14 protein-coding genes and 1 riboswitch are annotated in these 14,541 nt (G+C 36.3%); of the genes, 5 read left to right on the forward strand and 9 right to left on the reverse strand.

Going from position 1 to position 14,541, the window contains the following annotated elements; genetic code table 11:
- Positions 1-153: 153 nt before the first annotated feature.
- From fba to BLT22_RS05735, 4 genes are all read right to left on the reverse strand, one after another.
- On the reverse strand, positions 154-1,011 hold the full coding sequence (gene fba / locus BLT22_RS05720) for a class II fructose-1,6-bisphosphate aldolase (RefSeq protein WP_091761534.1): 858 nt from the start codon (positions 1,009-1,011) through the stop codon (positions 154-156).
- A gap of 193 nt (positions 1,012-1,204) precedes the next feature.
- Positions 1,205-2,815: a CTP synthase gene (gene pyrG, locus BLT22_RS05725; RefSeq protein ID WP_091761536.1), complete on the reverse strand. Its 1,611-nt coding sequence runs from the start codon at positions 2,813-2,815 to the stop codon at positions 1,205-1,207.
- 337 nt (positions 2,816-3,152) lie between these two features.
- Positions 3,153-3,734: a DNA-directed RNA polymerase subunit delta gene (gene rpoE, locus BLT22_RS05730; RefSeq protein WP_307723883.1), complete on the reverse strand. Its 582-nt coding sequence runs from the start codon at positions 3,732-3,734 to the stop codon at positions 3,153-3,155.
- A 114-nt stretch (positions 3,735-3,848) separates the two neighbouring features.
- Complete coding sequence (locus BLT22_RS05735; protein ID WP_087059960.1) at positions 3,849-4,292, reverse strand: YwiB family protein; 444 nt, start codon at positions 4,290-4,292, stop codon at positions 3,849-3,851.
- A gap of 188 nt (positions 4,293-4,480) precedes the next feature.
- Between BLT22_RS05735 and BLT22_RS05740 the strand changes: the two genes are divergently transcribed.
- The 5 genes from BLT22_RS05740 to BLT22_RS05760 all read left to right on the forward strand — a co-directional run bounded on the left by BLT22_RS05740 (position 4,481) and on the right by BLT22_RS05760 (position 9,603).
- Entirely contained in the window at positions 4,481-5,320 is an 840-nt protein-coding gene (locus BLT22_RS05740) for a lipoate--protein ligase family protein (protein ID WP_087059959.1), read from the forward strand.
- Between the two features lie 117 nt (positions 5,321-5,437).
- Positions 5,438-6,784, forward strand: coding sequence for an HD domain-containing protein (locus BLT22_RS05745; protein WP_087059956.1), 1,347 nt, complete (start codon positions 5,438-5,440; stop codon positions 6,782-6,784).
- Positions 6,785-6,804: 20 nt separating this feature from the next.
- Entirely contained in the window at positions 6,805-7,614 is an 810-nt protein-coding gene (gene yidA, locus BLT22_RS05750; RefSeq protein ID WP_091761538.1) for a sugar-phosphatase, read from the forward strand.
- A 124-nt stretch (positions 7,615-7,738) separates the two neighbouring features.
- Positions 7,739-8,176 carry an organic hydroperoxide resistance protein gene (locus BLT22_RS05755; protein ID WP_091761541.1) on the forward strand — a complete coding sequence of 146 codons (438 nt, stop codon included), beginning with the start codon at positions 7,739-7,741 and terminating at the stop codon, positions 8,174-8,176.
- Positions 8,177-8,307: 131 nt separating this feature from the next.
- Complete coding sequence (locus BLT22_RS05760; RefSeq protein WP_091761543.1) at positions 8,308-9,603, forward strand: Y-family DNA polymerase; 1,296 nt, start codon at positions 8,308-8,310, stop codon at positions 9,601-9,603.
- A gap of 84 nt (positions 9,604-9,687) precedes the next feature.
- On the opposite strand, the gene BLT22_RS05765 is transcribed toward BLT22_RS05760, so the two are convergent.
- The 5 genes from BLT22_RS05765 to BLT22_RS05785 all read right to left on the reverse strand — a co-directional run bounded on the left by BLT22_RS05765 (position 9,688) and on the right by BLT22_RS05785 (position 14,333).
- The gene (locus BLT22_RS05765) at positions 9,688-10,263 is read right to left on the reverse strand and encodes a folate family ECF transporter S component (protein WP_091761545.1); all 576 of its coding nucleotides are present in this window, start codon (positions 10,261-10,263) and stop codon (positions 9,688-9,690) included.
- A gap of 122 nt (positions 10,264-10,385) precedes the next feature.
- Positions 10,386-10,484, reverse strand: a riboswitch (THF riboswitch).
- Between the two features lie 41 nt (positions 10,485-10,525).
- Complete coding sequence (locus tag BLT22_RS05770) at positions 10,526-11,110, reverse strand: 5-formyltetrahydrofolate cyclo-ligase (protein ID WP_091761547.1); 585 nt, start codon at positions 11,108-11,110, stop codon at positions 10,526-10,528.
- A 13-nt stretch (positions 11,111-11,123) separates the two neighbouring features.
- Positions 11,124-11,987, reverse strand: coding sequence for a bifunctional 5,10-methylenetetrahydrofolate dehydrogenase/5,10-methenyltetrahydrofolate cyclohydrolase (locus tag BLT22_RS05775; protein WP_091761549.1), 864 nt, complete (start codon positions 11,985-11,987; stop codon positions 11,124-11,126).
- Positions 11,987-12,652, reverse strand: a complete 666-nt coding sequence (locus BLT22_RS05780) for a cyclodeaminase/cyclohydrolase family protein (RefSeq protein ID WP_176935350.1) — start codon at positions 12,650-12,652, stop codon at positions 11,987-11,989. The genes BLT22_RS05775 and BLT22_RS05780 overlap by 1 nt, the downstream gene beginning before the upstream one ends.
- A 19-nt stretch (positions 12,653-12,671) precedes the next feature.
- Positions 12,672-14,333, reverse strand: coding sequence for a formate--tetrahydrofolate ligase (locus tag BLT22_RS05785; protein WP_091761555.1), 1,662 nt, complete (start codon positions 14,331-14,333; stop codon positions 12,672-12,674).
- Positions 14,334-14,541: the final 208 nt, after the last annotated feature.

Raw genomic sequence — 14,541 nt, forward strand, 5'->3', positions numbered from 1 at the left:
AGTTTTAAACACAAATAAGTATAAACAATAAGCCTTTATATTACAATATTAAAAGTAAGAATGATAGCCTTCTTCAACTAAGTTTTCATTCCTATGTAAAACGACGCCTGAAAATATCAGGCGTCGTCCTATTATTAGTTCTATTAGGCATAATTATGCTTGGTTAGAAGATCCAAATTCTTGCATTTTAGCTTTAGTTGTTGCAGTGATATTTTCTTTACCAGGTCCGATAACTTTACGAGGATCATAAACTTTATCATTGTTAGCAAGAACTTCACGAGTACGTTTAGTCCATACTTGTTGTAATTCAGTATTAACGTTAATTTTAGTATGACCAAATTCGATTGCTTTTTTGATTTGGTGAGTTGGAATACCAGATCCACCGTGTAATACTAAAGGAGCACCAGTTAACTCAGAAATTTCTTTCATTTCATCGAATCCTAATTTAGGTTCTCCATCATAGTCTCCGTGAACTGATCCTAACGCAGCTGCTAAAGCATCAATTTTAGCTTCAGTTACCATACGGTTACATTCTTCAGGATCTGCGTACATTACGCCACCAGTAATTCCGTCCTCAGTTCCGCCAACAGAACCCACTTCCGCTTCAACAGAAACACCTTTTGAGTGTGCATATTCAACAACTTTTCTGGTTGCTTCAATATTTTCGTCAATTGGGAATTTAGAGTTGTCGATCATTACTGAAGAAAATCCAGCATTGATTGCTGCGGTACATGTTTCAAGTGAAGAGCCGTGGTCCAAATGTACCGCTACTGGTACAGTGATGTCCATTTCTTCCATCAAAGCATTTACCATGGCTGTTACAACTGAAAACCCACCCATGTATTTAGCTGCTCCTTCTGAAACTCCTAAAATTACTGGAGATTTTTCTTCTTGAGCTGCTGTTAGAATAGCTTGAATCCATTCTAAGTTGTTAATGTTGAATTGTCCTACAGCATACTTTCCTTCTAAGGCTTTGTTCAACATTTCTGTCATACTTACTAAACGAGTCATGCAATATTTCCTCCTTAAATTTTTCGCACTTTTAAACCGAGAGTTTACTATCGGTTTCCACTTTATTATATACAAAATTCACAAATAAAACTAGTCAAATCTGTAGAAAATGGATTGAAATCGATTTTATGATTTCAATCCATTATTTTTTTTGATTTAATTAGCTTTTTTCTACTTCCTCACGACACTATATTTATTTGTTACGATTTTTCTGTAAAGATTTTGCAACAAATGCTGCAAATAGCGGTTGTGGACGGTCCGGCCTTGAAATGAATTCTGGATGGAACTGACATCCTACAAAGAACGGGTGATCAGTAATCTCAACAACTTCTACTAAGCGATTGTCTGGAGATACCCCTGAGAAGACAAGTCCATTAGTTTCAAGAATCTCTCTATATTCATTGTTAAATTCATAACGATGTCTGTGACGTTCTTGAACTACTTCCTGATTTCCATATGCTTCAGCAGTTACGGTATTTCTTTCTAACTTACATGGGTAAAGGCCTAACCTTAGTGTTCCACCCATTTCTACAACATCTTTCTGATCCGGCATTAAATCAATGATATTATGCTCAATATCCGGATCAACTTCCGCAGAACCTGCTCCTTCGATTTTCGCAACATTTCGAGCATATTCTATTGTAGCTAGCTGCATACCTAAACAAATTCCAAAATAAGGTACTTTATTTTCTCTTGCATATTGAATCGCTAATAATTTCCCTTCAAGTCCTCTCGAACCAAATCCTCCGGGTACTAAAATTCCATCAACATCTTGAAGTTTACTCATCAATTCAGAAGGGGCTAATTTTTCTGCATTAATCCATTTGATTTCGATATCAGAATCCACTGCGTACCCAGCATGCTTCAACGCTTCAACAACTGATAAATAAGCATCTGGAAGTTCAACATACTTTCCTACGATAGCAATTTTAGTTGAATATTTTAAGTTTTGAACTTTTTCTTCTAATTTTTTCCACTCTGTCATATCAGCTTCTGGAACATCTAGCTTCAAATGATCTACTACAATCTGATCCATGTGCTGTTTTTGTAGATTCAATGGGATAGTATATAACGTTTCTACATCTAGTGATTCTATAACTGCTTTAGGATCGACATCGGTAAATAAAGCCAATTTATCTTTTGTATGTTGATCTAATGGATATTCAGTTCTAACAATCAGTAAATTAGGCTGAATTCCTAAACTACGTAGTTCTTTAACACTGTGTTGAGTAGGTTTAGTCTTCATTTCTCCAGCCGCTTTTAGATAAGGAATCAGCGTCGTGTGAATATACATTACATTATCAGACCCTACTTCACTCTTCATCTGACGAAGTGCTTCAAGAAATGGAAGAGATTCAATATCTCCAACTGTCCCACCAACTTCAGTAATGATGACATCTGAATCTGTAGTCTGGGCTGCACGCATGATTTTCTGTTTGATTTCATTTGTGATGTGAGGAATAACCTGGACAGTTGCTCCTAGATAATCGCCGCGTCTTTCTTTATTCAACACTTCTGAATAAACTTTCCCTGTGGTTACATTAGAATATTGGTTTAGATTAATATCGATAAACCGCTCATAGTGTCCTAGATCTAAGTCTGTTTCTGCACCATCATCTGTTACAAAAACTTCTCCGTGTTGATAAGGACTCATTGTTCCCGGATCTACATTGATGTAAGGATCAAATTTTTGAATCGTTACTTTCAAACCTCTGTTTTTTAATAACCGTCCTAGAGATGCTGCTGCAATTCCTTTTCCGATTGAAGAAACTACCCCACCTGTTACAAAAATATATTTTGTCATAAAAAAATCCTCCTGTGTTTTTTCTGTTGGGAAAGTTCAGTGCAGGCCTTCTCTGTAGTTAATTAGATTCTCAAATTACTAACCTATTTTCTCACTACAGAGTATTTACTCCAAAAAATAGAAAGCTCCCTATTCTTTAGTAGAATAGGGAGCTTTATATATAAGTGTTCCGCTCTGCCCTATAGAATGGATGACAGTAAACTTTCTTAAAAGTTTACTGTTCAACCTCTTAGGGTGCCCAATAAATATAATATAGATTTCTGGTGTGTTCGTCAAGGATTTATTTTCTCGAACCCAGCCTTTGTATTTATTTTATATTTGATTATTTACTTGAGGATTATTCGTCTTCTTCCTCATCATCACTTAAAACATCGTCATCATCCACTACTGTTAGGCCTACGATATTCTCATCTTCTTCATCTTCATCGCCTAAATCTTCTAAATCTTCTTTATATTCCCCAAGGTCTTCTTCATCTTCATCGTCTACCATTACGCCATGCTCATCAACAGCTACACGTTCTCCGTAGTCAACTCCGTCTTCCTCTTCTTCATCTTCTAATTCTTCAACATCAACATCATCGAATCCTTGATAGTCTTTACGGCGTGGTTTTTCATCTTCTTCATCATTGTCATGGGTAATTTCTTCATCAATTGAATCGATCGGATACCAGCCACGCAGTCCCCAACGATTAGTTCCTAAAGAAATAAAACGCCCATCAATGTTTAAGTCCGTGTAAAATTGGATCATTTCTGTTTCTAATTCATTGTCACTTAATTCTAGGTACTCAGCAACTTGCACTAATAAATCATTATAATTTGTTACTTCTCCAGTTTGTTCTAATATAGCATGCGCTACATCTACCATCGCTAGTTCATCTTTTGATTGTCCATCGAATTGTTTGAGTTCCAAAACCCACACGACCTTTCTGATCTTTACTCCTATTCAATCATAACACTTATTTATTCCTGATAACCGAAATATACTATCTGATTTTTTTAATTGCTTTTACGGCATCTAATTTATACTACCTTATCAAGTTGTAAAACGCAATCTAATTTGATAAGAACCTAAAAGTTCTCCATTAAAATGTAGTCTGTAATCAACAGCCACCCTTCCAGCAAAAGGACGATCATAGTAACTAACTTTAAGATCTTGTGTTTCGATACGAATCGGCATGATACCCGCAGGCGTTTTATATTGTGTTTCCGTTATTTCATCGCTGCTAAATGTCAGACGCGTCATATTTTCTCCTCTGCGAATTAAATTGACTACTCCGTTAGGATTGATTTTGACTGTGACAGGAACTGCAGATTCATTCAGATGACTTTCTTCATATCTTATATAATAACTATTGTTCATATAAATAACGCGCCCTTTTTCTTCGAATACATGATGATGCGTTTCTTCATTTTGAACATATGATGTTTCCATAACCACTTCTGCAGGCATTCCGTTCGCTAATTCTTTTGAAGGCACAGCTGAATCTCCTTTCAATATTTATATTTTTATATGCAGTTAAATCATTCATTCTATACGCTTTAGTTTATCATAAAATTACTAGAACGTCTCACACTTCCTTTTCTTTATTGTAATATAGGCAAAAAAACCATTCTTTGTTATACTGAATATTATAGAAAACAAAGACTAGCGAAAGAAGATTTGATATGACTTCCTTAAATGAAATACCTATTCCTACTCAAGCACCCTTTTTATTATATGATTCAAAGTCAGCACCCTTTACATTAACATCGTTATCGCCTTTCGCCTTAACAGATGCCTTTATTGAATATTCTGTTGCTGTGAAACAACCCATTCTTCATTTTTGGTCTACGGATCCATTAGTGATTTTAGGCATGATGGATACAAAGTTACCATTTTTCGAACCCGCTTTATCTGTTCTAGGAGACGCTCATTATGAGTATGTTGTTAGAAATTCTGGCGGATTAGCTGTGGTGAGTGATCCTGGGATCCTTAATCTATCTCTCATTTTCCCTGAAGAAGAGCAGCGTATATCTATTGATGAAGGATACCGGCGGATGCATTACTTGATTGCGGAGACTTTCAAAGATTATGGAAAATCAATTGATGCTGCTGAAATAGCTGATTCTTATTGCCCTGGTGAGTATGATTTAAGTATTGACGGTAGAAAGATAGCTGGAATTTCTCAACGACGAATTAAAGGCGGTATTGCTATTATGATCTATATCAGTGTTAATGGAGACCAAGCTAATAGAGGAGCATTAATTCGGAACTTTTATCAACAAGGATTAGACGGAACAAAAACAAAATGGGACTTTCCAACTATTAACCCAAATTCCATGACAACTTTAGAAGAAGCTTTTGCTATTCCTTTTACCCTTCCACAAGTTAAACACAACATTACTCTAACCTTGCAGAAAATGAATAATGCACAATTGAGTGCTGGAGTTTATACAGAATTGATCCACCAGAGTTATGATATTGGAATGAAGAAAATGAAAAAGCGCAATGAAAAATTACTATGAAAAACATTACGAAGACAATAAACTTTGCTGAACAATAGAGAGGAGTTGTCTGCCAGTCGTACCAGCATACTACATCTTTTAAATCAATTGGAGGTTTAGTAGCGACAGCAGAATGATATGAGTGCAGATAAATTCGAACGAATCGACCGCTTGCCTTTTGAGAAAGTTTTCAAAGATCCTGTACATGATTATATCCATGTTAGACACCGGATTATACTTGATTTAATCGATACTAAAGAATTTCAGCGTTTACGTCGCATCAAGCAATTAGGTACTGCTCAATTCACATTCCATGGCGCTGAACATTCTCGCTTTTCTCATTCACTTGGAGTATACGAGATTACTCGTAAGATTGTAGATATGTTCGAGCGTAATTATTCCGATGAATGGGACCCCAATATGCGCTTAGTCACTCTATGTGCTGCTTTATTGCACGATTTGGGTCATGGTCCTTTTTCACATACTTTCGAAAAAATTATTGGTTCTGATCACGAAAAATTTACAACTGATATCATTTTATCCGAAGAGACAGAGATTCATGAAGTTTTAAGCCGTGTTTCTCCTGATTTTCCGAACCAAGTAGCTAGCGTAATCACTAAAGAACATGAAAATCCTCAAGTGGTGCAACTGATTTCCAGTCAAATAGACGCTGACAGAATGGACTATTTGCAGCGCGATGCTTTCTTTACCGGTGCAACGTACGGTGCTTTTGACTTATCAAGGATCTTACGTGTGATCCGCCCTTATGAGAACGGGATTGCTTTTCAGTATCAAGGAATGCATGCCGTAGAAGATTATATTGTCAGCCGCTTCCAAATGTATATGCAAGTGTATTTTCATCCAGCTTCTCGAGGGATGGAAGTAACATTAGATCGATTACTTTATCGGGCTAAATTTTTATATCAAGAAGAGAAGCTGTATCCCCATTTTTCACTTTTGGATCCATTTTTTAAAGACGACTACACAATTGAAGATTATCTTAGATTAGACGATAGTGTATTGCAAACTGCGATTAATTTATGGACGACTAGTGATGACGCTTATCTAAGTGAACTTTCAACAATGTTTTTAAATCGAAGACCCTTTAAATCAGTTGCTTACGATAAAGGACGAGATGAACCCATAATTGAAAAATTACGAGACATTGTTGGTAATTTAAAATATGACAAAGAACTATTTACTAGAATCAACAGCAGTTCAGATTTACCCTATGATTATAAGTTGAAAAGCAAGACACCTATTCATTTGATGCAGGCTGACGGATCCCTTATTGAATTAAGCGAAGCCAGCCCGATTGTAAAATCGCTTAGCGGAAATCTCCACGGAGATCATCGCTTGTATGTACCGAAAGAATTCCTGGAAAACAATCAAAAAAATAAAGAGGTCAGTATGTTCCAGGAAGATTATGACGAATTTCAGAAATATATCGTGAATGACCGGATTAAAAATCCAAATAAAAACTAGAAGTGGAGACTGAATAACGCATGAAGATAGAGTTAATCGCAATTGATATGGATGGTACCCTTTTAAACCCAGAACGAAAAGTAACAGACGAAGTCAAAGCGGCCATTCATGAAGCAAAAATGGCTGGCATAAAAATTGTTTTATGCACCGGACGTCCTTATCCTGGTGTCCTATCTTATTTAGAAGAATTAGATCTTAAAAATTCAGGTGACTATGTCATTACTTATAATGGGGCTCTCGTTCAAAAAACAGATACAGAAGAAATTATTTCCCATCATACTATGGATCATAAAGATTACCTGACACTTGAAAGCTCAGCTAGAGAAACCGGTGTTCACTTTCACGCTATTCGAAACGATGGCATTTACACTCCAAACAAAGATATTGGAAAATATTCAGTACTAGAATCTTTTATCAACGAAGTTCCTCTATTCTATAGTGCGCCTGAGGACATGGAGAAAGAAAAAGGTTATAATAAAATGATGATGATTGATGATGAACATCTTTTAGAGGCCGCTATCGCGAAACTTCCAAAAGAATTATGGGAACAATATACAATCTTGCGGAGTGAGCCTTTCTTCTTAGAATTTCTAAATAAAAAAGCTAATAAAGGGATTGCACTTGAAGACTTAGCGAATAGCTTAGATATCCCTAGAGAACGAGTTATGGCTATCGGCGATGGTGGAAATGATGTGCATATGATTGAATATGCCGGGACCGGGGTAGCGATGGAAAATGCAAGAGATGGATTAAAAGAAGTAGCAGATGTTTTCACGACTTCAAATGCTGAAAACGGCGTTGCTAAAGCGATTCGTGATTACGCTTTATAATTCCGGAAAATATAAACTGTCTTCTATTATTTAGAAGACAGTTTTTTTGTGAACGTATTGTTTTTCGCTTCAGATAATGAGTGTTATACTTTTTATAGATTAAAAAATAAAGGAGAGATTTAACATGGCAGACCAACCAGTTTACACAACTTCATCCGTCAATACAGGTGGACGAAGTGGAGAAAGTCATACTCCAGATCGTTCATATGAAGTTAACATCGACACACCTACAGAAATGGGTGGAAAAGGTAATGGTACCAACCCTGAGCAACTCTTTGCACTAGGTTACAGCGCTTGTTATCACTCTGCACTAGATCACTACAAACGTGAAGAAAAAATCAAAAACAAGTCTCAAGTAACGTTAACCGTTCACTTACTCAAAGATCCTAGTGATGGTGGATTCAAGCTTGGTGTAGAAATCGAAGTTGGAATCGAAGACATGAGTGAATCTGAAGTTGAAGAATTAGCAAAAAAAGCACATCAATACTGCCCATATTCTAAAGCTACCATGGGAAATATCGATGTATCAGTCAGCGCAGTACCTTATGTAGAAGGTAAATAATCTTATAGATTGACTAAGACTAGGTGAAAAAATTGCCTAGTCTTTTTTTGTTTTTATTTATCCCTCTTGACTAAGGGAAAGTATGTTCCTATAATTAAAAAGAACTTACTTTCCTCAAAGGAGCAATCACTATGATCCAGAGAATGGATTATACCCATGAGCCAAGACGCAATATCTTATGTATCGATGTAAAATCATTTTTTGCTTCCGTTGAAGCAGCCGAACGGAATTTACATCCGCTTGAAGCTTATATTGCAGTAGTCAGTAAGCCCGAAAATAATGGGGGACTGGTTCTAGCTTCTTCTCCTATGGTCAAACAAACTTACGGCATTAAAACTGGTTCTCGGGTTTACGATATTCCAGCACGCTCAAAAATTCAGATTGTAGAACCAAGAATGGCCTTTTATTTAAAGAAAAATATTGAAATTCTTACTATTTTTAAACAATTCGTTTCAAACGATGACTTGTTAGTCTATAGTATCGACGAATCTTTTCTGGATATTACACATTCTCACAAACTCTTTGGAACAGCTGAGGAAATTGCCAAAAAAATTCAGTATTTAATCTGGAAAAAATTAAATTTAGTGGTTACAGTGGGCATTGGAGATAACCCTCTACTAGCAAAACTTGCTTTAGATCATGAAGCAAAACACAATAAAACAAAAAATTTTATTGCAGATTGGCGCTATGAAACAGTTGAAAACACTCTTTGGAAGATTCATCCTATGACTGAATTCTGGGGAATTGGTTCGAGAACTGAAGCACGCTTGCTGCGAATGGGTATCTCTTCTATTTATGAATTATCACAGTTTGATGTTCGTGTATTGAAGAAAAAAATTGGTATAATCGGCGAACAGCTTTTTTATCATGCTCACGGCATTGACCGAACTCGTTTATCAGAAACTTTTGTACCTAAATCAACTTCTTATAGTAAGAATCAGATATTGAATCGGGACTATCTTGATAAACATGAAATAGAGATTGTCATCAGAGAGATGGCTGAAGAAAATGCTATGAGACTACGTCGACATTGTGTAACTACGAGTCTAGTAAAATTGACATTAGGCTATTCCAAGTATGTTGAAGATAAAGGCTTTAGTCATCAGATGTTAGTGGAAGCAACCGATTCTTCCCGAGAATTGATTGCTTCTTTGATCTTGTTATTTGAACGTCACTATACTTATCAGCCTGTACGAATCATCAATGTCACTTACGGTGATATAAGACCAAAACAGGCTTTACAGTTAAACTTATTTGAACAACCGCAGAATTCAATTCATCGAGAAGAATTGGATAAGACAATTGATCATATCCGTCAAAGATATGGCTACACTTCCCTATTGCATGCTAGCAGTTTGGTTCGTGGAGGAATGGCCATTCAGCGCGCAAAACTACTAGGTGGACATCGTTCTGGTATACAAAAGTAAAAAAATCTATAAAAAATGTGCTCAGTTCGGAAATAGCGAATCAATCGCTTTTCAAACTAAGCACAACTTTCATTTTCTCTATTACTATTTTCTAGCTGTTGAATATTTCTGATAAACACTTCTCAACTGTTTATTATTCACTAAAAACCAAATCGTCAAAATACGCACAACTATAGTGACTGCATTTTGGACTAGTCGCGGTGGCAAAATAACAGCGATTGGATTTTCTGTAAGAATCGAGATCCAGAATGTATTAAGAGTAAGATTAATAAATATGGCTATAAATGTTTCCACAGCCACCACTCTCCACCATTGAATCTCCTTTTTATGAAGAAACACGCCATAAGCTATTCCGCCCAATAGAGCAGAAAGAGTAAATCCTGGGAAAAATCCCCCAGCTCCTCCACCAACCATAAACGCTAGAATATCTGCTAAAGCTGCTGATACGCCCGCAATAAACGGTCCAAATAATATTCCAATCAAAGCAATCGGCAAATAAGAAAAAGTAATTCTTACAATTGGTGTACTGACGCCTACTCTGATTAATGCCAGGTTCATCGCAATAAGCACACCCACTATAGCTAACTCTTTTGTTCCTAATTTCCAATTCGCCTTATGATCTCTATTTTTATATATATTAGTGTTCTGATTATTTGTCATTCGAAGATCTCCTTTAATTTTAATTGCGTACCGTATGAATTAAGATACAGTTTCTACCTGTTTATTATTTAAATTCAGGTAAATTCAATTAAAGAGTCCTCGCTAAAAAACTATTAAAGCTTTCAAGCGGATGCAGAGAGGAGTCGCAAAACATAACTGTTTTTTCGTCTGAGGGCAACATCCCATCCACTCAGCACTTAACGCTCGCCTCTTACTCTTTTGTATTCTAGTTTATACGTAGGTCAGATTATAATGTAGCTATTCATTCTTTTTGTTCCGTTACAGCTGTTGAGAAAATGCCCCTTTCTGTAATTAAATAGTCCACTGGCACATCATGAGTCTCAATTGGAATTTTTGCTACTATTTGTTTTGAATGCAGCAGTGACAATGTCGGATTAAGATAATCCCTTAAAAAGCGATCGTAATACCCTCCACCAAATCCTATTCTATATCCTTTTTTTGTAAATGCAACACCTGGAACTAGCATTAATTCAATATCTTCTTTGTGAATTCGTTTTGTTTGTTCCACAATGGGTTCCTTTATATCAAAATATCCTACTTTCACTTGACTAAACTGTTCAATTTGGTAGAAATGCAATTCTCTAGAAGCATGTATAGATCGTGGAACACTAACCTTTTTACCTTCTTGCCAAGCCCTTTTTATGATCGGCATTGTACTCCATTCAAAACCTTTAGATAACGTTATCCCGATTAAATTTGCTTTTTTCCAAAACTTTGAGGCAAACAAATTTGTATAGAATGTTTGTTCAATTGATTTTTTTTCAGTTTCTGAAAAGGATTGAAGCATTAAAATAACTTCATTTCGGATTTTTTCTTTCTCTATCATATGTTCTGCCTTTCTAGTTGTTTTTCCGCTCTGTTACAAATGTCCAAGCAGCTTTGACTACTTGTTCTGCAAGTACAGCTGTGGTTATCGGGCCAACTCCACCTGGAACGGGAGTAATTGCCGCTGCTTTTTGCTCAACTTTATCATACTGGACATCTCCACAAATTTCACCATCGCGCTCTCCATATCCCACGTCTATAACAATAGCTTCCTCCTTAATGTGTTCAGAGGTTATTAAGTGAACCGATCCCGTTGCAGATATAACAATATCTGCTTTCCTTGTGTACATTTTCAAATCTTTTGTATGTACATGACAGTTCGATACAGTTGCTTCTGCATTCAATAATAAAATGGTCAGAGGTTTTCCAACTATCGGACTGCTTCCTATTACACAAACATCGGCTCCTTTTAACTCTATGTTATAAAATTCCAATAACTCCATTACTGCTTTTGGAGTACTTGGCCATAATCCAGTCAAATTATTTTCCACTAGTTTTCCAAGGTTACTTGGTGTCAAGCCATCTATATCTTTTTCTGGATCAATACGCTCAGCAATTTCATTTCTAGAAATTCCTTCTGGAAGGGGCTGCATGACAAGAATGCCATGTATATTTTGATCTTCATTCAGTTCATCAATAGCAGAAAAGAGAGCATCATGTGCTGTATCTGTTGAAAAAGTAAGAGAAGATACTTCGATTCCAACTTGATTCATTACTTTAATTGCAGCTGATTCATAAGCTATAGAAGAATCGTCATCTCCAATGCGAACAATTGCTAGTGCAGGTGTACATTGAATGGATTTCAAATCCTGTACCACTTGCTCTGTCTGCTTATTGAGTTTTTCTGCTACTGGTTTACCTTGTAATACTTTTACCATTATTTCACTCCTCTTTCACCTAATACTGGCCACTTTTTATGCACAAGATAATATTTAGTATCCGCATAAATTTGATCTGCCTTTACCTCTCCCTGAACGAGATAAGCATTTCCGAGGCCCTCTAATTCTAGCTTGATTGATTCATTTTTTATAAAATCAGTATTAACTAGCACATTAAGATAAGCTGATTGCAATGTTGTTTTCGCAAACAATATCCCCACCGCAATATCATTAACAATGGAACCTTTAATGTCGATTTTTCTCAATTCTTTGTATAAATCAATTAACTTTAATGTTTCTTTCATCATTTCTAACGGGGGCTGTACCGCTCCTTTCAATCCTGACTCAATTGCTTCTTGACGATTTCTGTTTTGCTCATCTGTTTCTTTAGGTAACTTATAAGCTTTTGAGACTGGTTCAAAAGCCATCGCATCTTCTTCACTTAGTACTTCAAAACGAGCACGAATTTTTTTCGCTTCTCTCAAAATTTCTTCTAAATCATTTTTATACGCTTGAAAATTTTTTTTATCTTTTTGAATATCCGAGACCATATGACTTAGCGCTGAGCTCATTGCTCCGATTATGGCCGTCGCACTACCTCCACCAGGTAATCCTTCTTTTGACTGCAATTGGTCAAGATAAGCAGTTATGGATTGCTCTATCATCTTACATACCCTCATTTCGTTAAAATAGCCCTGTTATTTTTCCTTCTCTACTAATATCTATTTGTTCAGCAGCTGGTTTTTTAGGTAAACCCGGCATCCGCATAATATTCCCTGTCAACACCACTATAAATCCTGCTCCTGCAGAAATAGATAGTTCTCTAATATTTACCTCGAAGTCTTTTGGGCGTCCTATTTTCGCTGCCTGATCCGATAAAGAGTACTGTGTTTTAGCCATACAAACTGGGAGATTTCCATACCCTAACGCTGTTAGCTTAGCGGCTGTTTTCCTGGCTTTACTTGTCCATTCAGTGCCAGATCCACCATAAATTTTTTGAACAATCTTTTCGATTTTTTCTTCAATTGTATCACTTAGATCATAAGCAAAGGTCAACTGAGAAGGGCGCTCGCAAATTGCTGCTACTTTTTCAGCTAAAGCTACTCCCCCTTCGCTTCCTTTTTCCCAAACATCAGACTGGATAACTGAAATATTTTTTTCAAAACAAGTATCTTTAAGAAGTCTTAGCTCCTGTTCTGTATCTTTTGGAAAAGTATTGATTGCAACCACAGCATTCAATCCAAAAACATTTTCAATATTTTCTACATGTTTAAGCAAATTAGGTATTCCTTTTTCTAATGCTTCTAAATTTTCTTCATTTAAATCTTGTTTTGATACACCGCCATGCATTTTGAGCGCTCTAACTGTAGCCACAATCACTACAGCGTTTGGTTTTAATCCGCCCATTCTACATTTGATATCTAAAAACTTTTCTGCCCCCAAATCAGCCCCGAAACCTGCTTCTGTAACCACGTAATCAGCATGTGCTAGTGCTGTTTTTGTAGCTAACAAACTATTACACCCATGCGCAATATTAGCAAAGGGACCTCCATGAACAAACACAGGGGTATTCTCTAATGTCTGAACCAGATTTGGTTTTAATGCATCCTTTAAAAGAGCTGCTACTGCTCCTTCTGCTTTAAGATCTCCAATTGAAACAGGATTATTATCGAATGTATAACCCACTATACAGTTACGAAGCTTCTGCTTCATCTCATCAATCGAATTAGATAGACAAAGAACAGCCATGACTTCTGAAGCCACAGTTATATCAAATCCATCTTCTCTAGGCATGCCGTTAGCCTGTGCGCCGATTCCACTAATTACCGAACGTAATTGACGATCATTCATATCAATGGCCCTTCTCCAAGTAACACGTCTAGGATCTATTTTCAATTCGTTTCCTTGGTATATATGATTATCGACCATCGCCGCTACTAAATTGTTTGCTGCTCCAATTGCATGAATATCTCCAGTAAAGTGTAAATTCAAATCTTCCATTGGTACAACTTGAGCATATCCTCCCCCTGCAGCTCCACCTTTCAATCCAAAAACCGGTCCTAAAGAGGGCTCCCGTAAAGCAATTGCAGTTTTCTTACCAATTTTTTGCAAGGCATCTCCTAGACCTACAGATGTAGTGGTTTTCCCTTCTCCTGCTGGAGTTGGATTAATAGCTGTAACCAAAATCAGTTTCCCTTTTGGTTCACTTGATTTTTTATCTATCGTGACTTTTGCTTTATACTTCCCAAAATGTTCCAGCTTATTTTCTGAAATCCCTATTTTTGCTGCAATTTTTTCAATTAACATCATTTTTGAAGATTGTGCAATTTCGATATCAGTTTCCATTTATTCTCCTCCATTTATAAAACGAATATAAACATACTTTAAAGTTTTTATCGTTCGTTATTTTAATATTATGTAAATGATAAGCAGTCAAAACTAGTATAACACACTCATAGACGAACGAAATCAAAAATACAACTTCTTTAGAATTTTATTTTTCAATCAATTTTCAAGTTTTTTTGAAACTTATTTACTTTTTCCCATTTTATCA

This window comes from Marinilactibacillus psychrotolerans, from assembly GCF_900101525.1.
Classification (GTDB): Bacteria; Bacillota; Bacilli; order Lactobacillales; family Carnobacteriaceae_A; genus Marinilactibacillus; species Marinilactibacillus psychrotolerans.

Excerpts from the sequence above, each read along its gene's own strand:
- yidA (WP_091761538.1), top strand. The coding sequence starts at position 6,805 with ATGAAGATAGAGTTAATCGCAATTGATATGGATGGTACCCTTTTAAAC.
- BLT22_RS05740 (WP_087059959.1), top strand. The coding sequence starts at position 4,481 with ATGACTTCCTTAAATGAAATACCTATTCCTACTCAAGCACCCTTTTTA.
- BLT22_RS05745 (WP_087059956.1), top strand. The coding sequence starts at position 5,438 with ATGAGTGCAGATAAATTCGAACGAATCGACCGCTTGCCTTTTGAGAAA.
- pyrG (WP_091761536.1), bottom strand. The coding sequence starts at position 2,815 with ATGACAAAATATATTTTTGTAACAGGTGGGGTAGTTTCTTCAATCGGA.
- BLT22_RS05785 (WP_091761555.1), bottom strand. The coding sequence starts at position 14,333 with ATGGAAACTGATATCGAAATTGCACAATCTTCAAAAATGATGTTAATT.
- BLT22_RS05770 (WP_091761547.1), bottom strand. The coding sequence starts at position 11,110 with ATGATAGAGAAAGAAAAAATCCGAAATGAAGTTATTTTAATGCTTCAA.
- fba (WP_091761534.1), bottom strand. The coding sequence starts at position 1,011 with ATGACTCGTTTAGTAAGTATGACAGAAATGTTGAACAAAGCCTTAGAA.
- BLT22_RS05775 (WP_091761549.1), bottom strand. The coding sequence starts at position 11,987 with ATGGTAAAAGTATTACAAGGTAAACCAGTAGCAGAAAAACTCAATAAG.
- BLT22_RS05780 (WP_176935350.1), bottom strand. The coding sequence starts at position 12,652 with ATGATAGAGCAATCCATAACTGCTTATCTTGACCAATTGCAGTCAAAA.
- BLT22_RS05765 (WP_091761545.1), bottom strand. The coding sequence starts at position 10,263 with ATGACAAATAATCAGAACACTAATATATATAAAAATAGAGATCATAAG.
- BLT22_RS05760 (WP_091761543.1), top strand. The coding sequence starts at position 8,308 with ATGATCCAGAGAATGGATTATACCCATGAGCCAAGACGCAATATCTTA.
- BLT22_RS05755 (WP_091761541.1), top strand. The coding sequence starts at position 7,739 with ATGGCAGACCAACCAGTTTACACAACTTCATCCGTCAATACAGGTGGA.